Here is a 19289-nt window from a genome sequence, read left to right on the forward strand (position 1 = left end):
CGGATACGCATCGCGCTATCCGGCATTAAACCCCGGCGGCGCGGTGCCTGCCGGGGCTACATCTGAGGACTTTGCCATGCCTGACGACAACCGCGTTTACAGCTACTCCGCCGTTCTGATGGGCTCGCCCATTCTCCTGAAACTCTTTTCCCATGACGAAGCGCTTGCTTCCCGCGTGTTTCGACTCATCAAACAGTACGAAGATCTCCTTACCGTCAACCGTGCCCATTCTCAGGTGATGGACATCAACCATGCCGCCGGCAGTCATCCGGTTGCCGTTAGCCGTCCGGTATTCGATCTCATCCGCTGCGCGAAAGCGGCAAGCCTGCTCAAGGACAGCGCGTTTAACCTGGCGATTGGGCCGCTGGTGAAGCGGTGGAAAATCGGCTTTCGGGGCGACACCGTACCGCCTGCGGATGAAATCACGGCATTGCTGGATCTGACCCGTCCCGCTGACGTGGTGCTGGATGAATCCAGCAGCAGCGTGTTTCTGACGCGGGCCGGCATGGAGATTGATTTGGGCGCCATTGCTAAAGGCTATATTGCCGATCGGGTCCGGGACTATCTGCGCAAGGAGGGGGTCGAGATGGGGCTCATTAACCTCGGCGGCAACATCCAGACGTTAGGCTCCCCGGAAGGGGGCTGGAGCGTAGGCCTGAAAAAACCGTTCGCCGGTGACGCGCTGATTGGCGCAATGACGGTAGAGAACCGCTCGGTCGTGACGTCAGGTACCTATGAGCGCTACTTTGAACAGAACGGTAAACGCTATCACCACATCCTGGATCCGCGCACCGGCTACCCGCTGGATAACGAGCTGGACAGCGTGACGATTATTTCCGGAGACTCCATCGACGGCGATCTCTGGACCACGCTGATCTACGGCATGGGAGTGGAGAAGGGCTGCGCCGCGCTGCGCTCGCGCCCTGATATTGAAGCGATTTTTGTCACCAAAACGAAAGAAGTGGTGTTCTCCTCGATGCACCACTTCCGTTTTACCCTGCTGGACGAGGGCTACCGTATTACTGGCAGTACTGCTTGAGCAGTCCGGTCTGTTCCGGCTGTAAACGATAGCGATACACCGGGCGGCCCGTGGCGCCGTAGTGAATGCTGGTAAACAGGATGTTGATTTGCGCCAGCCAGATCAGGTATTTGCGGCAGGAAACGCGTGAAATGTTTACCGCGTTGGCCAGATCGTCGGTGGAGAATTCCGTCTCCGGATGGCTGTCGATCCACTGGCAAATCGTGCGCAGCGTCTGCGGCGTTAACCCTTTCGGTAATTTCTTGCTGTCGGCCAGCTCCGGCGCACCGCCGTGGATCAGCCTGTCCACGTCGGCCTGTTCATAATACTGATGCGATCCCATCAGGCTGCGCTTTGCCTTCCAGCCGTTCAGCGCCTCTTCAAAACGCGGGAACTGGAACGGTTTAATCAGGTAATCCACCACGCCGTAGTGCATGGACGTCTGGATCGTCGCCGCGTCGGAGGCCGATGAGATCATAATCACGTCAATCGGGCGGCCCGACGCGCGGATGACGGGCAGCAGATCCAGCCCGTTATCCTGCTGCATATAGACATCCAGCAGCACCAGGTCGATCGGCTGGGCCGGATTTGCAATCAGCGCCTCGGCCTGGTTGAGCGTGGAAGCGACGCCGCAGCAGCTAAAACCCTCAACGCGGTTAACGTACAGGCGGTTGAGGTCGGCTACCATGGCGTCATCATCGACAATTAACACATTTATCACGCGATATTCCTCTCGCTATCCCAGGGGATCTGAACAAAAAATTGGGTAAACACGCCAGGCTCCGACTCGACGGTAATATCCCCGCCGAGGTTCTGGATCTGCTGACGTGCAAGGAACAGCCCAACGCCGCGGTTTTCACCTTTGGTTGAGTAGCCCTTGGTAAAAATAGCCTCCAGCCGCTCGGGGTCGATGCCGGGACCGTCATCGCTGACTTCACCGCTCAGCCAGCCGTTCTGGTAATGCAGCAGCAGTCCGATCTCACCCTCCGGCTGGCCTTCCATCGCATCCAGGGCATTTTCAATTAAGTTGCCCAGCACGGTAATCAGCACCGCAACCTGCTCTTCATTGGCCGTGTCCGGAAGCTGGCTCTCCTCCGCCAGCGTCAGGGTTACACCGGCCTCTTTCGCGCGGTTGATTTTACCCAGCAGGAAGCCGGCAATGACCGGCGATTTAACCTTACGCTGTATCGCGCCAATGTCGGTCTGATAATTCTGCGCGGTCTGGATGATGTACTCCTCCAGCTTGTCGTAGCGCTTCATGTGCAGCAGGCCGAGGATCACGTGCAGCTTGTTCATAAACTCATGCGTGTGGGAGCGCAGGGCGTCGACGTAGCTGACCATGCCATCAATACGCTGCATCAGCTGGCTGATTTCGGTTTTATCGCGGAACGTGCTGATTGCCCCGATCACCTGATTCTGGCTTTTTACCGGCACCATGTTGCACAGCAGCAGCCGTCCATTACAGCCAATCTCCTGATCCTGACGCGCAATGCCGGTTCTCGACACCTCCCTCAGGCTGGCCAGCAGCGGTTCGCTGCTGCTTTCGGAGTGCTGGCCGGAGGTCAGGAGTAAAATTTCTCTGGCGGTATGGTTAATCATCGTCACGCGGCCGTGAATGTCCACGGCCATGACGCCCTCGCGCAGGGACTGCAGCATGGCCTGACGCTGCTCAAAGAGGGCAGAGATCTCATAAGGCTCCAGCCCGAACAGGATGCGTTTGAGAACCCGGACTAAGCCCCATATCCCCAGCGAGCTCATCAAGACGCTGAACAGGATGGTCCACACGGCGTTAAGCCGCCCGCGGGCAATCTGATCTTCCACCTTATTCAGCGAAATGCCGACCACCACCACGCCTATCAGCTCGTGCTGGTCGTCATACACCGGCGTAAAGACGCGCAGCGCTTCTGCGAGCGCGCCGCGGTTTACGGAGACATTCTCTTTCCCTTCCAGGGCGGGGGTCAGATCGTCGCCGATAAAATGCAAACCTAACAGCGCCTCATTGGGATGGGAATAACGCACGCCGCGCAGATCGGTGACCACGGTAAACAGCAGATCGTTACGCTTCGTCACGGCCTGCGCTATCGGCTGGATGATGCCGGCCTGGGGCGACTCCATCAGGCCGCGCCTGATGTCCGGGCTGTCTGCCAGCGTACGGGCGATACCCAGCGCGGTATCTTTTACGTCATCGCGCGTTGCCCGGGTAATCTGTACAGAATAGAGCGCGAAGACCACCAGCAGCACAGATCCGATAATGGCGCATACCATCAGCGTAACCAGCGTGTTCAGCTTCATAGGTCGCTTGCGCGTCGGGGAAAAGGGCTGCAAATCGCTCATTAACACTCCGCGATGATAAAGAATGGGCTAATTATCGCTGATGACGGGCGTTTCATAAAGCCATGTAAAGAAGGGCGTTTCGTGACCCTCCTCTCAGGTGACCTATATAAAACACTTTATAGTGTGGGGGTACTCATAATAAGGAGGCAGTTTATGAGCATTATGCTTACCGGTACGGCCAGGGAAAAACGGCACGCCAGCACGATGAATATCGACAGATTATCCACGCTGGATATGCTGAAAGTCATTCACCAGGATGACGCACAGATCGCTTCTGCACTTACCCCACACCTGACGATGCTCGCCCGCGTGGTAGATAACGCGGCGGCAACCCTTAGCCACGGCGGACGTCTGATCCTGACCGGCGCGGGCGCGTCCGGACGCGTGGCGGAGCAGGCGGCGGCGGAGTTTGCGCCAGGTAAACATCCCGTCATTGCGATTACGGCAGGCGATAACGCCGGAAGCTACGAGCGCGGCGTTGCCGATCTCCAGACGATCAATTTTGGCGAGCACGACATGATGCTGGCGCTGTCCGTTAGCGGCAAAACGCCGTGGGTGTGGGGCGCGATGCGCCATGCCTGGTCTTTGGGCTCAACGGTTGCTCTGGTCACGGGGGATACGCAAAGCGAGGCGGCGCAGCTGGCGAGCATGGTGATTGCGCCCGACCCTGGTGCCGACGTGGTGGCCGGGTACGCGAATACCAAAGCGGGCATCGCGCAAAAAATGATCCTGAATATGGTCACCACCGGTCTGGCGGTAAGAACCGGACGAGTATACAGCAACCTGCGCGTTGATATTGAGGCCACCAGCACCCGGTGGGCCGAACGGCAAATCGCCATTGTAATGGAGGCGGGAGGATGCACCCGGGCGCAGGCGAAGGCCGCGCTGGAGAGCTGTAACCACCACTGCAAAACGGCGGTGCTGATGGTGCTGACGGGGCTAGATGCGTGGAAAGCGCATGAGCTGCTGGCGCAGAATAACGGGTTTATCCGTCTGGCCTTGCAGGAAGCGCCATAAAATAAAAAGCCCGCGTAGCGGGCTTTACTTTTTTGGGGATTAGAACTGGTAGGTCATGCCTACGCCAACGATGTCGTCGGTAGAAATACCGTTGGCTTCATAGAAGCGCTCATCGTTGTCCAGCATGTTGATCTTGTAATCAACATAGGTTGAGAAGTTCTTATTAAAGGTGTAGGTCATGCCTACGTCGATGTAGTTAACCAGATCCATGTCGCCTTTTTGACCCTGCGGGTTACCGGCGGTGCCTGGATAGGTCATATCTTTGCCTTTCGAGTAAACCCATGCCAGAGATGGACGCAGGCCGAAGTCGAACTGGTACTGTGCAACGGCTTCGAAGTTCTGAGTCTGATCCGCGATACCATAATCACCGTATGGGGTCATGTTGCGGGTTTCTGCATACATCATCGCCAGATAGACGTTATTGGCATCGTATTTTGCGCCAATGGTCCAAGCTTCGGCTGTTTCGCCACCAGCGAAATGTGCGCTGGAATGCTTGCCATAGGCTTCCTGCTTATTAGAGCGGTCGGAGGAAGAATACGCCGCACCCAGCGACAGACCGAAATCGAAGCTATAGGTGCTCGACATACCGAAGCCGTCGCCGTTCTGGAAACGCACATCGTCATGTCCGTTTTTGGTGCCTTCCTGATCTTCGTTTGCATTCGCGCCTTCGTTAGCACCCTGGTATTGCAGCGCAAAATTAAGGCCGTCGACCAGACCAAAGAAATCATTATTACGGTAGGTCGCTACGCCATTAGTACGGCCAACCATATAGTTGTCAGTCCAGGTGTAGGAATCACCACCAAATACCGGCAGCATATCGGTCCAGGCTTCAACGTCGTACACGACGCCATAATTACGACCGTAATCAAATGAGCCATATTCACCGTATTTCAGGCCAGCGTAGGCCAGACGGTTAAAAGACTTGTCGCCCGCACCTTCGGTATCGTTAGCGTAGGTTTTATATTCCCACTGACCATAGCCCACCAGGTCGTTAGCGATCTGCGTTTCGCCTTTGAAACCAACCTGTACATAGGTTTCGTCACCGTCGTCGCCTGCATGGTCAGAGAAGGTATGACGCGCATCGACTTTACCGTACAGGTCGACCTTGTTGCCGTTTTTGTTGTACATCTCAGCCGCATTTGCTGCGCCAGCCATTAATAATGCGGGTACAAGAATTGCCAGAACTTTTCTTTTCATTATATATTCCCTTTAAATATAATTTGTCTGAATATATGTAATTACCCTCCGTAACTACATGGCCGATACTATTCTATGAAGAGTTATTTAGTTTCAAAAATAAATGTAATTAAATGGGTGAAAAGATTACAAAATATTTCTTTTTATCTCTTTATTTTTCAGATGAATTAATCCATTGAAAATATGAGTTGTAATTATTATTAAGTATTTCGCGCTTCTATTTTTAAGTGGGTTTGATTCGGGTGTATTATAATTAACCCTCTTTTGAGCAACAGGATGAGAGTATGGAACTTGCGCAGTGGCAGCACCGGTTTGAACGCTGGCTGGATGAAAACCATTTCACCGATGATGCGGCCCACGATATCGCCCATTTTCGCCGCGTCTGGGTGACCGCGCAGAACATCATGGCGGAGCTTCGCGTCGATCCGCTGGTCGTGCTGACCGCATGCTACTTCCATGACGTTGTCAGCCTGCCGAAAAACCATCCCGATCGGAGCCAGTCCTCGCTGCTGGCGGCGCGCAAAACGCGTGAGATCCTGCGCCGCGATTTTCCTGACTTCCCGCCAGAGCGCTATGCGGCCGTTGAGCATGCCATTGAGGCGCATAGCTTCAGCGCCGGGATTGCGCCGCAAAGCCTTGAGGCGAAAATCGTGCAGGATGCCGACCGGCTTGAGGCCTTAGGCGCTATCGGCCTGGCGCGCGTTTTTGCCGTGTCCGGTGCGCTGGGCGTCGCGCTGTTCGATGCCGACGACCCGTTTGCCGGTGCCCGACCGCTGGATGATAAAACCTTCGCGCTCGACCACTTCCAGACCAAACTCCTGCGCCTGCCGGACACCATGCAAACCCCGCGAGGACGCGAGCTTGCGCGCCACAATGCCGACTTCCTGATCCAGTTTATGGCGAAGCTCAGCGCTGAACTACAGGGCGATTATCTCGGAACGGATAGCCGGGTGCTGAACCATTTCCGTCGCAGTTTGCGATCCTGAACTGTGGTAATCTGTTTTCTGTCTTTATTGCCCGGTTAAGAGAATGCTGGAAAATCTATCAGTGACTGTACCCGCGCCCGAGCGGGTTGAGAAATCAACGGCATCTGTGCAGGCACTGCTGCGTCAGCTGCTGGAAATGTACGATGCTAAAACGCTGGCAAACCAGTTGGAGGCCCATGGCGAAAGCCACTGGAGCCCGGCGATACTCAAGCGGCTGCTGATTAGCGACAGGGCAGGGCACCGCCTCAGCGACGGCGAGTTCCGCTACCTGCAAAATTTGCTGCCGCGACCACCCGCTGCGCATCCGAATTATGCCTTTCGTTTTATCGATCTCTTTGCCGGCATCGGCGGCATTCGCCACGGCTTTGAAGCCATTGGTGGGCAGTGCGTGTTCACCAGCGAATGGAATAAGCATGCCGTGCGCACCTATAAGGCGAACTGGTACTGCGACCCCGACGAGCACCAGTTCAATGCCGACATCCGCGACGTCACCCTGAGCCACAAAAGCGGCGTCAGCGACGAAGAAGCCGCTGAGCACATTCGCAACACCATCCCGGCGCACGATGTGCTGCTGGCCGGCTTTCCGTGCCAGCCGTTCTCGCTGGCAGGCGTCTCGAAGAAGAACGCGCTGGGCCGCGCGCACGGCTTTGCCTGCGATACGCAGGGAACGCTGTTCTTTGACGTTGCCCGCATCATCGACGCCCGCCGCCCGGCGATTTTTGTGCTGGAAAACGTCAAGAATTTAAAGAGCCATGACGGCGGGAAAACCTTCCGCATTATCATGCAAACCCTGGATGAGCTGGGTTACGACGTGGCGGACGCGGACGATATGGGGCCGGACGATCCGAAAATTATCGACGGCAAACACTTCCTGCCGCAGCATCGTGAACGCATCGTGCTGGTGGGCTTCCGTCGCGATCTGGATCTGAAAGGCGACTTTACGCTGCGTGATCTGCCCTCGCTGTATCCGGCGCGCCGCCCGACGGTTGCGGATCTGCTGGAGCCCGCCGTTGACGCCAAATTCATCCTGACGCCGGTGCTGTGGAAATATCTCTATCGCTATGCCAAAAAGCATCAAGCTAAGGGCAACGGCTTTGGTTTTGGCATGGTCAACCCGCTTAATCCCGACAGCGTGACGCGCACGCTGTCGGCGCGCTACTACAAGGACGGCGCGGAGATCCTTATTGACCGGGGATGGGATAGGGCGCTGGGCGAAAAGGATTTTGACGATCCGCACAACCAGCAGCACCGACCGCGTCGCTTAACGCCTCGCGAATGCGCGCGTCTGATGGGCTTCGAGACGCCTCAGGGCTACCGCTTCCGCATTCCGGTGTCGGATACCCAGGCCTATCGCCAGTTTGGCAACTCGGTTGTGGTGCCTGCCTTTGCCGCCGTAGCAAAACTGCTGGTGTCGCGCATCGGTAAGGCGGTTGAAATTCGCAAGAGTGAGGCCGTCAATGGCGGACGTTCACAATAAGGCCACGCGCAGCAAGAACATGCGCGCGATCGGCACGCGTGATACCGCGATCGAAAAGCGGATTGCGGGCCTCCTGAGCGCCGTCGGGTTTACGTTCCGGGTTCAGGATGCCGCGCTTGCCGGGCGTCCTGATTTCGTGATCGACGCTTACCGGTGCATCATCTTTACCCACGGCTGTTTCTGGCATCACCACGACTGCTATCTGTTTAAAGTCCCGGCGACGCGCACCGATTTCTGGCTGGAGAAGATTGGCAAGAACGTCGAGCGCGACAAGCGCGACGTTTCGGCGCTTTTCGCTCAGGGCTGGCGCGTGCTGATCGTCTGGGAGTGCGCGCTGCGCGGCAAACTGAAGCTCGGTGACGACGCCCTGACCGAGCGGCTGGAAGAGTGGATCTGCGGCGGCGGTCAGGCCGCGCAGATCGACACGCAGGGCATTCACCCGATCACGGTTTCTCCGCCCCACACGCCGTGACGATCGGCTTGGCGGGCAGCAAATATTTACCCAGCGTGACCAGAACTACCGCAAAGACAATGACCCCCAGCGCCAGCCATTCAATCGTCGACAGGACTTCGCCGGCAAAACCGGTGCCCAGCAGTACGGCAACCACCGGGTTAACGTAGGCGTAGCTGGTGGCGATCGCCGGCGATACGTTACGGATAAGATACATATAGGCGTTGATGGCGATAATGGAGCCAAACAGCGCCAGATACCCGACGGCCAGGAAACCGGACAGACCCGGCATCGCCGTCAGCTTTTCGCCCGCTATCGTGGAGGCAATCAGCAGCACGATGCCCGCCGCGAGCATCTCAATGGCACCCGCCATCATCCCGGCAGGCAGTTCAATGCGAGAGCCGTAGACCGAGCCGAAGGCCCAGCTCATGGAGCCAATCATGATCATCACCGCCGCCCACGGATTGCCGCTCAGGTTACCGCCGCTGTTGAGCATGATGATACCCGCAAGCCCAATCGCGATGCCCAGCCATTCGAGCTTGCGGGTGCGGATCCCGAACAGACGGCTAAAGCAGAGCGTGAACAGCGGCACGGTCGCGACGACCACCGCGGCGATCCCCGACGGCACGTTCTGATGTTCGGCGACGGTAACCGCACCGTTGCCCATAGCCAGCAGCAGCAGGCCGATCAGGGCGGCGTTAAGCATCGGGCGCAGCGGCGGAAGCCTATGGCCGCGCAGCAGTAAAAACGCCAGCAGCAGCACGCCGGCTGCAAGAAAGCGAATGCCGGCCATCATCAGCGGGGGCCAGCTTTCCACGCCAATACGGATAACAAAATAGGTGGATCCCCAGATGATATACAGGGAAAAAAGTGCTCCAATGAGCGGTAATAGATGCCGGAAACGCATAGTCCCTCACGACGAAATAAAAAGTTCGCTCATAGTTAACGCCAAAACTATCTCGCTGGCGAGCGCTTTAATTGTGCTGGTTATGTGAAATTTTTGTTGACGCGAGGTGCCTGTTTCCGGGCCGCGAGTTTTGTTCCATACTATTCACTTAATTAGCAAAAAAAGAAGGATAGAGATTTTGGCAGGAAGTAGCTTATTAACATTACTGGACGATATCGCCACGCTGCTTGATGACATTTCGGTGATGGGAAAACTGGCGGCGAAGAAAACCGCCGGGGTGCTGGGAGACGATCTGTCGCTGAACGCGCAGCAGGTTAGCGGCGTGCGGGCGAACCGTGAGCTGCCGGTGGTGTGGGGCGTGGCGAAAGGCTCCTTTATTAACAAGGTGATCCTCGTTCCGCTGGCGCTGCTGATCAGCGCCTTTATTCCCTGGGCCATTACGCCATTGCTGATGATTGGCGGCGCGTTCCTGTGCTTTGAAGGTGCCGAAAAAGTGCTGCACATGCTTGCGGCGCGCAAGGAGAAAGATACCCCGGAGATGCGCCAGCAGCGTCTGGAAGCGCTGGCCGCGCAGGATCCTAAAACGTTCGAGCGCGATAAAATCAAAGGCGCGGTTCGTACCGACTTCATTCTCTCGGCTGAGATTGTGGCGATTACGCTTGGGATCGTCTCCGAAGCACCGCTGATGAACCAGGTCATGGTGCTGTCGCTGATCGCCATTCTTGTGACGGTTGGGGTGTATGGCCTGGTCGGTCTTATCGTCAAGCTGGACGATATCGGCTTCTGGCTGGAAAAAAAATCCAGCGCCATTGCGCGCGGGATCGGTAAAAGCCTGCTGGTGCTGGCTCCGTGGCTGATGAAAAGTTTGTCGATCGTGGGTACCCTGGCGATGTTCCTGGTCGGCGGCGGAATTATTGTACACGGCGTTGCCGCGCTGCATCATACGATTGAACATCTGGCGTCAGGACATGGTACGGTGGTCGCCGCCATTCTGCCGACGCTGCTTAACCTCGTGCTGGGCTTTATCGTCGGCCTCATTGTGGTGGCAGTGGTTAAGCTGGTTGGAAAAGTACGCGGCACATCGCATTAATTATTGACTGGCTGCGGGTGCAAAAAGCGCGTTCCTCGTCTAAATTGATAACGTTTCACCCTGATACAGGAGGCAGGTATGGTCTTTTTGGTCAGTGATGAAGTTAAGCCTAAGGGTGGCGGTCCGAGCATGATCGTCACCGGTTATTCCAGCGGAATGGTGGAATGCCGGTGGCATGATGGATACGGCATTAAGCGCGAGGCTTTTCGTGAAGACGAGCTTCAGCCCGGTGATGAAAGGCAAAGTCGCGATAAGGCTTAATCACGTAACGCCCGGCTCTGCCGGGCGTTTTTACTGACTGATGGCTTACCATGCCGCAGGGTGAACGGCAATCAGGGAGTGTGTGTGCAGCACGATACGTACGTTGTTAAACAATCTTTTTTGCAATGGCTGCACAAGCGTAGCAATCCCCTTTTGGTTGTTAACCTCTGTTTTATTGTTGTGCTGATCTTCTCCACCCTCCTGACCTGGCGCGAAGTCGTGGTGCTGGAGGAGGCCTACATCTCCAGCCAGCGTAACCATCTGGAAACCGTTGCCAGCTCGCTGGACAGACAGCTCCAGTTTAGCGTCAATAAAATGCTCTACTTTCGCCACAGCATGCTGGACGCGCTGGAGACGCCGCTGGCGTTTGGGGTCCTGCAGGATGCGGTAAAGCGTTTTGAACGCGTGCGGCGTTCCCCCGTCTGGCAAATCGCGGTCGATAAAAAGCGCACGCTGCCGATCAACGGCGTTTCGGATGCGTTTGTTGAAAAAACAACGCTGCTCACTCGCGATGACGATTACCTGGATAACGAGCTCTCCGCCGCGCTCGAAGTGGGCTATTTGCTGCGCCTGGCCTCCACAAATTCGCGCCACGAGGAGCGGGTAATATACGTTTCTCGCGCTGGGTTTTTTCTGGAAACGGATACGCCTGCGCATCACGGCGATATTGCCCAGCGCTATTACCATCTGGTCACGCAGCCCTGGTTTACGCAGCAGACAGATCGTGAAAACCGGGCGCGGGCGGTTCGGTGGTTTATCTCGCCTCCCTCGGCTTTTGCCGGTAAACAGCCGCTCATTACCGCCAGCGTGCCGGTCTATTACCATCACGTCTGGTATGGCGTAGTGGCGATGGATTTCACCTTTGCCACCATGCGCCAGCTGCTGGTGGAGGCGATGGACGACCATACGGAAGGGGAGTACCAGCTGTATGACAGCCGCCTCAACATGCTCGCGACGACTGAGACCCCGGCAGAGGAGGTTAATCACTTCGACGAGCGGGAATTGGCGCAAATCGCGCACGCTATAGAGCTGGACACCGAGGGCGGCATTCGCCTGGGAAGCCGCTTTATCAGCTGGGCGCGCCTCGATCATTTCGACGGCCTCGTCCTGCGGGTACACACCCTGGATGAGGGGGTTCGCGGTGATTTCGGCAGTATCAGCATCGTGCTGGCCCTGCTCTGGGCGCTGTTCACCGCGATGCTGCTCATTTCATGGCTGGTGATCCGGCGCATGGTCAGCAATATGTATTCGTTGCAGAACTCGCTTCAGTGGCAGGCCTGGCACGATCCGCTTACCCGGCTGAATAATCGCGGGGCGCTGTTCGAGCGGGCGAAAGTTCTGGCGAAGCAGTGTGAACAGCAGTCGCTGCCGTTCTCCATCATTCAGATCGATCTGGACTGCTTCAAGAGCATCAACGATCGTTTCGGTCACCAGGCGGGTGATAAGGTGTTGTCCCATGCGGCGGGGCTGATTGCCAGCACCGTCCGCGCCGGCGATATTGCCGGGCGCGTCGGCGGCGAGGAGTTCTGCGTGGTGCTGCCCGGGCTGACGCTGGAGGAGGCGGCTGAGGTGGCCGAACGTATCCGCGAGCGAATCGACAGCAAAGAAATTCTGATTAAAAAGAGCACGACCCTGCGCGTGAGCGCGTCGTTTGGCGTCTCCGGGGCGCAGGAGAAGGGCAACTATCACTTTGAACAACTGCAATCCGCCGCCGATGCACGGCTGTACGAGGCGAAACAGAGGGGACGTAACCGGGTAATCTGGCAGGATCAGGATAAAAAGTAATCAAGCCCTTCGCGCCAGCCAGCCGGTCCGCTGAGCCGGGTATGATAAACCCGTGCGGGGCTGTCGTTCTTCAGGCTGATGCCTGCCCGGTTGAAGCCTTTGACGACCACCGCATAGTCTACGCTGTCCAGCAGCGGCGCATCGTTGGGGCCGTCTCCCAGACCCAGCGTCGTGAAGTCTGAGCCGTCGCGCTGGCGATAGCGCTCAACCAGCCAGTTAACCGCCACGTCTTTTCCACAGCGCGCGTCCAGAATGTGCCAGAAGCGCGCGCCCTGCACGATCTTCAGCCCCTGTCCGGCCAGCAGCCGTGCAAAGCGCTGCATTTGCCCATCGCTGTCGCGCCAGATAAGCGTCACGGAAGCCTCGTGCTGGCGTGCCAGCACGGAGCGCGGGCGGCTCAGCCCCGTCCATTCGGCCACGACCCGCTCATCCACATCATCGAAGGTGGTGAACTTCAGGTGCAGCTCCAGGCGAACCCGCTCGACGAATTCCCGAATACCGCCGTGCTGCTTTTCTGAAATGAAACGCGCGGCGTTTTCCCACCGGACGTCAGGCTGGATCACCGCACCGTTTTCCGCAACGTACGGAAGACCGACAAGCCCCAGCTCCTGCTGGATATCGTTCATCTCCGGCGCCGTTTTGCTGCTGCACAGTATGACCGGAACCTGCTCATCCTGCAGCCTCTCCAGCCACGCGGCGGCGGGCTGCCAGTCGAAGGTATGAAAATCCAACAGCGTGCCGTCGAGGTCGGTAAAGACGAGCAGCGTCTCCTGAAGCGAAGGCATAAACTCTCCCGGATGATGGCGGTTTTTATGAGAAAATTCTTAAAAAAGAGAAGCGTTGTCACCCCGTTGAACCGGTAACGATCCCGACAAACCCACACCCCACGCAGGTTTATACTCATAACAAAAATTCACATGTATAAAATATTATATTCGCTCAGAGAATATATGCTTGTAAGACAAAACCGATGGGGCTAATGTCTTACCTGCATCAGATTTCCTGGTGTAACGAATTTACAAGTGCTTCTTGCATAAGCAAGTTTGATCCCGGTCATCCCCATGACCGGGATTTTTTTCATCCTAGCGGTTCGTCTCCGAGACGCTAAAATCATGAATGTCGAGCTCGAACGCCTCGGCGAGTTCACGGTAGGTGTGGTAGTCACGCCCGTTAACCACGACATGGTCTGAATTATCCTCGGCGCGATGCACTTCGGACTCGCTAATTTCGTTAATGGCGGCAAGCAGGGCGTCGACATCCACTTCTACCTCACGCTTGATGGTGTCGCTGTACTCTTTGTCGGTCTTCATTGCGGGCTCCTCATTTAACCATCTCCACAGCTAAGTATAGACCGCACACAAAAACGCCATTCGCGCCCGGCGCCGATGCCAGGCAATCCATTTTGTTCTACACTGGCTCAAAACCACAGGAGGAAAGTATGAAGGTCAACGATCGGGTAACCGTGAAAACGGACGGTGGGCCGCGCCGCCCGGGCGTGGTGCTGGCAATAGAAGAGTTCAATGAAGGCACGATGTACCTCGTGTCGCTGGAAGACTACCCGCTCGGCATCTGGTTCTTTAACGAACTGGGGCATCCGGATGGGATCTTTGTGGAAACGGCGGAATAGCGCGGCGTCGGGGGCTTGTCACCCCGGCTTCTGCGGCTAAAAAGCAAAATCTCTGGCCAGGCCAGAGATAGAGGTAGGGTACAACATGGCCGTGCAGCTTAGCGCATATTAACGAAAATCCCGTTCGTCACATTATCTGTCAGGCGTACGACGTGGTATATCACTTGCTTATTATGCGTTTTAATTTTCCTTTTAATATTTCCTTTGTGTGACGATACTGTTTTTGCTTTAATATTCATCTGGTCTGAGATCTGAATTGTCCCTTGTCCAGCCATCCACATTCTTAGCATACTTGATTCAGTTCTGCTTAATGATAGGGTGGGTAAGTTAACCGCACCTACATTCTTAACTTCTTTATTCAGGTAATCGCCCAGAATATCATCAAGTGACTCTGGTTTAATCGATTTAGAACTGATTAATAAGTTTTTACGGACCAACAAATATTCATCGAAATGAATATTAGCGATCGCCATAAAGACAATAAACAAGGTCTTAGGATGCTGATTAATGATTTGCTTAATGTGCTGACTGTTAGCGGGATCGTGAATGAAACAGTCCTCATTAATAAACACCACGCCTGGCTTGTGAACGTCACAAGCGGCTGCGAGTTCTTCAACGGTGTGCGCATCGTTGATATCTCTCTTTTTTACCCCTCTGCTTGCTAAGTACCCGGTTAACCCTAGCCGGGTGTAGCTGCATAAATCCATAATGATCGTTGACATGGCATACCCTCACTCAATGCGTAACGATAATTCACCATCTGCCTGAGAGCTCATAAACAGCCATACGGGATGGATAAAACCTAATAAACCTGTGAGCATGACAAAGACTTTCAGGCGGACTCACTATCCCGTAAAGTTACGTATAATTTGCCAGGAATCATCTTAAAGTAAAGTAAATATTAAGTATTGTGAGGTGGTTAGAAACATTTAAACCGCGTCAGATATATCCTGGTAGATGTTTTTTGAGTTTTATTTTAGGAATATCCTCAGAAAGACATTGCAAACGCTGGGGGTTATTATTTGCGTGGAAGTTCGCTGACAATATCCGCTAACAGATTGAATATCTCACTGAATAAATGCTCGCAGAAGGGGGCGATAAGTGGCATCAGCAATGACATTAATAAAAGCCCTACCGTCAGCGTCACCGGAAAGCCGATGACAAATACCGACAGCTGCGGCGCCATGCGGTTGAGTAACCCTAACGCGAGGTTGACGGTCAGCAGCAGGGTGATGATCGGCAGCGCCAGCATCAGCCCGTTCAGGAAGATAAGCCCGGCAGCGCGCACCAGCGCCAGAAAGGCGTTGCTGTTCACCGGGTCATCACCAATCGGCAACGTGTGGAAGGTATCCACCAGCATGGAGATCAGCCACAGATGGCCGTTGAACGTGAGAAACAGCAGCATCGCCAGCAGGTCGATAATCCGCGCCAGCACCGGCATATTCAGATGGCTGCCCGGGTCAACGAAGGTCGCGAAGGATAAGCCCATCTGCAAGCCGATCAGTTCCCCCGCGGTACGCACCGCGGCGAAGGCAAGCTGCATCGTAAACCCAACCGCCACGCCGATCATCACCTGCTGTAGGGCAATCCAGACGGCGTTCGGGGAAAAAATCGGAATATCCACCGGCGGCAGGGCAGGGGCAACGATAATGGTGATAACGATGCCCAGCCCAACCTTGACGCGCTTGGGTATCGTTTTCTCACTGAGAATAGGGGCGGTTGAGATCAGCGCCATGATGCGCAGCATCGGCCAGAAATAGATGCCGAGCCACTGAACAAACTGATCGCTGGTGAATTGAAGCATCGTCCGTCAGCCGATGATGTACGGCAGGTTGGTGAACAGGTTGCGCATATAGTCCAGCAGCAAGTTGAGCATCCACGGCCCGGCAACGATAATCGCAACGAAGACGGCGATGATCTTCGGGATAAACGACAGGGTCATCTCGTTAATCTGCGTGGCGGCCTGAAGAATACTGATAATCAGACCGGTCACCAGCGCGACCAGCAGCAGGGGCGCGGCAACGGCAATCGCGACCTTCATCGCCTCCGTGCCCATCATCATGACCGACTCAGGCGTCATTGCGCGCTCCTCAACTGTAGAAACTCTGCGCCAGCGAGCTGACCAGCAACTGCCAGCCGTCCACCAGCACGAACAGCATGATCTTAAAGGGCAGGGCAATGGTGGCAGGCGGAACCATCATCATCCCGAGCGCCATCAGGACGCTGGCGATCACCAGGTCAATGATCAGGAACGGAATGAAAATGGTGAAGCCAATCTGGAACGCGGTTTTCAGCTCGCTGGTGACGTAAGCCGGCAGCAGGATACGCATCGGCACCGCTTCCGGCCCCTGAAGCTCGCCCGTATTGGCGAGGCGGGCGAACAGGGCCAAATCCGCTTCGCGCGTCTGGCGAAGCATGAATTCCCGTAACGGCTGCGCCCCTTTCTCCAGCGCGACCTGCATCGAAATCTTATCTTCGCTGAACGGCTGGTACGCCTCGGTGTAAATCTTATCGATAACCGGCGACATAATGAAAAAGGTCAGGAACAGGGCTAGCCCCAGCAGCACCTGATTCGGCGGCGCGGAGGGCGTACCGAGCGCGTTGCGCAGCAGGCCGAATACGATGATGATGCGGGTGAAGCTGGTCATCATCAGCAGGATCGCCGGAATAAAGGTCAGCGAGGTGATGAACACCAGCGTCTGCACGGACAGGGACCAGCTTTGTCCGCCGTTCGCCAGCGGCGTTGAAACCAGCCCCGGCAGTTGCGCATACACGGAGGGGGCGAACAGGCCCAGGCCTGCCAGCGTAAGGGGTAACAAACGGCGCATCAGGATCTCCCGGAACGCTTGAGCAAACTCTTCATGACGGACTGAAAATCCGCAGGGGCTTGTGCGTTAGCCTCCACCGCGGCGGGCGCAGGCGGCAGCGTGTGAAGGACGTTGATGCTGGAGGCGGTAACGCCCAGCACCAGTCGCGCATCGTCAACTTCAACAATGACCACGCGCTCGCGCGGCCCGAGCGTCGTGCTGGCGCTGACCTTCAGCCCGCGCGTGCCGGCCGTTTTCCCCGCCAGGCCAAAACGCTTTGCCAGCCAGGCGGCGATAAGGATAAAGGCAATAATACCGAACAGCGCACCGCTCACCTGAAGCAGCGGGGAGCCTGGCACGGCGGAGGGCGCGGAAATTGTTGCCTGGGTTTTCATGCTTAACGGCTCAGACGACGCATACGTTCGGATGGCGTAATGATGTCGGTGATGCGCACGCCGTATTTATCGGCCACCACCACCACTTCGCCCTGGGCAATCAGGTAGCCGTTGATCAGAATATCCAGCGGCTCGCCGGCCAGACCGTCAAGCGCCACCACGGAGCCCTGGGTCAGGCGCAGCAGCTCTTTGATGGTCATGCGGGTGCGGCCCAGCTCAACGGTCAGCTTGACCGGAATATCCATAATCAGGTCGATATCCTGCAGCGTGCCGCTGACGTCGCCGCCGCCCAGCTGCTGGAATACCGCGTCCGCCGCGCTTTTCGTCGGCGTGGTTTTTTGCTCGTTTAACGCGTCAGCCCACAGATCGTCCAGTGCTCCGCTGTTTTCATCGGACGGATTGTTCATGTCACTCATTTGGGCTGTTCCTCATTCAGCGAATTCAAAATCGGGTTGATCAGGTGCTCAACGCGTAACGCATACTGACCATTAATCGTGCCGTACTGGCTTGTCAGCACGGGTACGCCATCCACGTGGGCAATAATGCGGTCGGGTTTGTCTATCGGCAAAACGTCGCCGGGTTGTAATTTCAGGATCTGGGACAGGCGCATGGAGATATCGGCAAAGTTAGCCACCAGCTCCAGCTGCGAATGCTGTACCTGACGCACCAGGTTTTCACGCCAGTTCTGATCTTCATGGCGTGAGTTTTCCAGCGGCGGGTTCACCAGCAGCTCGCGCAGCGGTTCAATCATGCTGAACGGCAGGCAGATGTTGAACTCGCCCGTCAGGTTGCCGATCTCAACGTGGAACGGGGTGTTGACCACGATGTCGTTCGGCGAAGTCGTGATGTTGGTAAACTTCACCTGCATCTCGGAACGGACGTACTCCACTTCCAGCGGGTTAATCGCCTTCCACGCGTCGCTGTAAGACTCCAGCGCCAGCTTCAGCATGCGGTTAATCACGCGCTGTTCGGTATGGGTAAATTCGCGCCCTTCCACTTTGGTCGGGAAACGGCCGTCGCCACCGAACAGGTTATCCACTGCAATAAAGACCAGGCTAGGCGAGAACACCACAAGGCCGGTACCGCGCAGCGGCTTCAGATGGATCAGGTTAAGGTTGGTTGGCACCGGCAGGTTGCGGGCAAACTCATGATACGGCTGAATGCGGATCGCACCCACGGTGATGTCCGGGCTACGTCGCAGCAGGTTAAACAGCCCCATGCGGAACTGACGTGCAAAACGTTCGTTGATGATCTCCAGCGCCTGGAGACGCTCGCGCACCACGCGGCGCTGGGTGTTGGGATCGTAGGGACGAATATTGTCGTCGCCGGTGAGACCCGGTTTCGGATCGTCACTCTTATCGCTGTCGCCGTTGAGCAGCGCGTCGATTTCTGCCTGAGAAAGAATACTGTCGCCCATGTCGTTACCGCAGAATGAAGGCTGTATACAGAACGTCAGTGACTTCCTGCTTAGGTTGGCCGTTGACCAGCGGGGTCGACAGCGTCTGTTTAATCGCGTCGACCAGCTTTTGCTTACCCACATCGGTGGCGAGCGCGGAGGCATCCTGACGGGAGAACAGCAGCAGCAGACGGCTGCGCACTTCCGGCAGGTAATCGTTCAGACGCGCACGGGTCGCTTCATCCTTCAGACGCAGCGTAATGCCCACGTAAAGCACGCGATCCGCATCGCCCAGGTTAACGGTGAACGTATCCAGCGGGAAGAAGACCGGCGCCGGAGGTGGCGGCACTTCAGCCTTGGCGGCAGCGCTGGACGGTTCCTGCTGCATACGCCAGTAACTGTAGCCTGCGGTGGCGCAGGCCGCGAGGGTAATCAACACCAGCAGCGGGATCCAGATGGAACGCTTGCTTTTTTTGGTGATAGCGGAGTCTGTCATCTGATACGAGCTTCCTGTTTCGGTACAGCTTAATACGGTGATTAT

The 19289-nt window shown here is 56.2% G+C and carries 22 protein-coding genes and 1 pseudogene; 9 read left to right on the forward strand and 14 right to left on the reverse strand.

What is annotated here, in order from left to right:
• Nucleotides 1–76 precede the first annotated feature (76 nt).
• A complete protein-coding gene (locus tag IM304_RS08190; RefSeq protein WP_193354692.1) occupies nt 77–1039 on the forward strand; it encodes an FAD:protein FMN transferase in 963 nt (320 codons plus the stop codon).
• On the opposite strand, the gene dcuR is transcribed toward IM304_RS08190, so the two are convergent.
• On the reverse strand, nt 1020–1739 hold the full coding sequence (dcuR, locus tag IM304_RS08195) for a two-component system response regulator DcuR (RefSeq protein ID WP_148418171.1): 720 nt from the start codon (nt 1737–1739) through the stop codon (nt 1020–1022). The two genes, IM304_RS08190 and dcuR, sit on opposite strands and share 20 nt — an antisense overlap.
• Nucleotides 1736–3352 (reverse strand): sensor histidine kinase, encoded by a 1617-nt coding sequence (locus IM304_RS08200; RefSeq protein WP_193354691.1) that lies wholly within the window; start codon nt 3350–3352, stop codon nt 1736–1738. Before IM304_RS08200 ends, dcuR begins: the two co-directional genes overlap by 4 nt.
• A gap of 153 nt (nt 3353–3505) precedes the next feature.
• Between IM304_RS08200 and IM304_RS08205 the strand changes: the two genes are divergently transcribed.
• Complete coding sequence (locus IM304_RS08205; protein WP_193354690.1) at nt 3506–4369, forward strand: N-acetylmuramic acid 6-phosphate etherase; 864 nt, start codon at nt 3506–3508, stop codon at nt 4367–4369.
• 39 nt (nt 4370–4408) lie between these two features.
• Here the strand turns inward: IM304_RS08205 and ompC are convergent, their stop codons facing one another.
• Nucleotides 4409–5566, reverse strand: coding sequence for a porin OmpC (gene ompC / locus IM304_RS08210; protein WP_193354689.1), 1158 nt, complete (start codon nt 5564–5566; stop codon nt 4409–4411).
• Nucleotides 5567–5850: 284 nt separating this feature from the next.
• On the opposite strand from ompC, the gene IM304_RS08215 reads away from it, so the two are divergent.
• From IM304_RS08215 to IM304_RS08225, 3 genes are read left to right on the forward strand one after another with little or no spacing between them, the layout of a single operon-like run.
• Nucleotides 5851–6552, forward strand: coding sequence for a phosphohydrolase (locus tag IM304_RS08215; RefSeq protein WP_193354688.1), 702 nt, complete (start codon nt 5851–5853; stop codon nt 6550–6552).
• A gap of 43 nt (nt 6553–6595) precedes the next feature.
• On the forward strand, nt 6596–8029 hold the full coding sequence (locus tag IM304_RS08220) for a DNA cytosine methyltransferase (protein WP_176609987.1): 1434 nt from the start codon (nt 6596–6598) through the stop codon (nt 8027–8029).
• A complete protein-coding gene (locus IM304_RS08225) occupies nt 8010–8501 on the forward strand; it encodes a very short patch repair endonuclease (protein ID WP_148418165.1) in 492 nt (163 codons plus the stop codon). Before IM304_RS08220 ends, IM304_RS08225 begins: the two co-directional genes overlap by 20 nt.
• Here IM304_RS08225 and yedA read toward each other — a convergent pair.
• On the reverse strand, nt 8473–9387 hold the full coding sequence (gene yedA, locus IM304_RS08230) for a drug/metabolite exporter YedA (protein ID WP_193354687.1): 915 nt from the start codon (nt 9385–9387) through the stop codon (nt 8473–8475). The two genes, IM304_RS08225 and yedA, sit on opposite strands and share 29 nt — an antisense overlap.
• A 175-nt stretch (nt 9388–9562) precedes the next feature.
• On the opposite strand from yedA, the gene IM304_RS08235 reads away from it, so the two are divergent.
• The 3 genes from IM304_RS08235 (at nt 9563) to dgcQ (ending at nt 12523) form a co-directional block, all read left to right on the forward strand.
• Nucleotides 9563–10477 (forward strand): DUF808 domain-containing protein, encoded by a 915-nt coding sequence (locus IM304_RS08235; RefSeq protein WP_370627066.1) that lies wholly within the window; start codon nt 9563–9565, stop codon nt 10475–10477.
• Nucleotides 10478–10555: 78 nt separating this feature from the next.
• A complete protein-coding gene (locus tag IM304_RS08240) occupies nt 10556–10738 on the forward strand; it encodes a YodC family protein (protein ID WP_148418162.1) in 183 nt (60 codons plus the stop codon).
• Between the two features lie 84 nt (nt 10739–10822).
• Nucleotides 10823–12523, forward strand: coding sequence for a cellulose biosynthesis regulator diguanylate cyclase DgcQ (gene dgcQ, locus IM304_RS08245; protein WP_148418161.1), 1701 nt, complete (start codon nt 10823–10825; stop codon nt 12521–12523).
• Here the strand turns inward: dgcQ and IM304_RS08250 are convergent.
• On the reverse strand, nt 12508–13308 hold the full coding sequence (locus IM304_RS08250) for a mannosyl-3-phosphoglycerate phosphatase-related protein (protein WP_193354685.1): 801 nt from the start codon (nt 13306–13308) through the stop codon (nt 12508–12510). The genes dgcQ and IM304_RS08250 overlap by 16 nt on opposite strands.
• 297 nt (nt 13309–13605) lie before the next feature.
• Nucleotides 13606–13833: a YodD family peroxide/acid resistance protein gene (gene yodD, locus IM304_RS08255; protein ID WP_063151635.1), complete on the reverse strand. Its 228-nt coding sequence runs from the start codon at nt 13831–13833 to the stop codon at nt 13606–13608.
• Between the two features lie 128 nt (nt 13834–13961).
• Here yodD and dsrB point away from each other — a divergent pair, with 128 nt between their 5' ends.
• Entirely contained in the window at nt 13962–14150 is a 189-nt protein-coding gene (gene dsrB, locus IM304_RS08260) for a protein DsrB (RefSeq protein ID WP_003859583.1), read from the forward strand.
• Nucleotides 14151–14248: 98 nt separating this feature from the next.
• Here dsrB and rcsA read toward each other — a convergent pair whose 3' ends face one another.
• The 8 genes and pseudogenes from rcsA to fliL all read right to left on the reverse strand — a co-directional run bounded on the left by rcsA (nt 14249) and on the right by fliL (nt 19244).
• On the reverse strand, nt 14249–14872 hold the full coding sequence (gene rcsA / locus IM304_RS08265; RefSeq protein ID WP_148418159.1) for a transcriptional regulator RcsA: 624 nt from the start codon (nt 14870–14872) through the stop codon (nt 14249–14251).
• A 289-nt stretch (nt 14873–15161) separates the two neighbouring features.
• Nucleotides 15162–15954 (reverse strand): annotated as a pseudogene (fliR, locus tag IM304_RS08270) (flagellar biosynthetic protein FliR); the annotation flags it as partial.
• A 6-nt stretch (nt 15955–15960) separates the two neighbouring features.
• Nucleotides 15961–16230, reverse strand: a complete 270-nt coding sequence (fliQ, locus tag IM304_RS08275) for a flagellar biosynthesis protein FliQ (RefSeq protein ID WP_003859587.1) — start codon at nt 16228–16230, stop codon at nt 15961–15963.
• A 10-nt stretch (nt 16231–16240) separates the two neighbouring features.
• Nucleotides 16241–16978, reverse strand: coding sequence for a flagellar type III secretion system pore protein FliP (gene fliP / locus IM304_RS08280; RefSeq protein ID WP_193354683.1), 738 nt, complete (start codon nt 16976–16978; stop codon nt 16241–16243).
• Entirely contained in the window at nt 16978–17352 is a 375-nt protein-coding gene (gene fliO / locus IM304_RS08285) for a flagellar biosynthetic protein FliO (RefSeq protein ID WP_176609993.1), read from the reverse strand. Before fliO ends, fliP begins: the two co-directional genes overlap by 1 nt.
• A gap of 2 nt (nt 17353–17354) precedes the next feature.
• Nucleotides 17355–17768: a flagellar motor switch protein FliN gene (gene fliN / locus IM304_RS08290; protein ID WP_003859592.1), complete on the reverse strand. Its 414-nt coding sequence runs from the start codon at nt 17766–17768 to the stop codon at nt 17355–17357.
• On the reverse strand, nt 17765–18769 hold the full coding sequence (gene fliM, locus IM304_RS08295; protein WP_006811158.1) for a flagellar motor switch protein FliM: 1005 nt from the start codon (nt 18767–18769) through the stop codon (nt 17765–17767). The genes fliN and fliM overlap by 4 nt, the downstream gene beginning before the upstream one ends.
• Before the next feature lie 4 nt (nt 18770–18773).
• On the reverse strand, nt 18774–19244 hold the full coding sequence (gene fliL, locus IM304_RS08300) for a flagellar basal body-associated protein FliL (RefSeq protein ID WP_193354682.1): 471 nt from the start codon (nt 19242–19244) through the stop codon (nt 18774–18776).
• Between the last annotated feature and the right edge of the window lie 45 nt (nt 19245–19289).

Source organism: Enterobacter cloacae complex sp. P40C2 (assembly GCF_014930695.1).
In the GTDB taxonomy this organism is placed as follows: domain Bacteria; phylum Pseudomonadota; class Gammaproteobacteria; order Enterobacterales; family Enterobacteriaceae; genus Enterobacter; species Enterobacter pasteurii.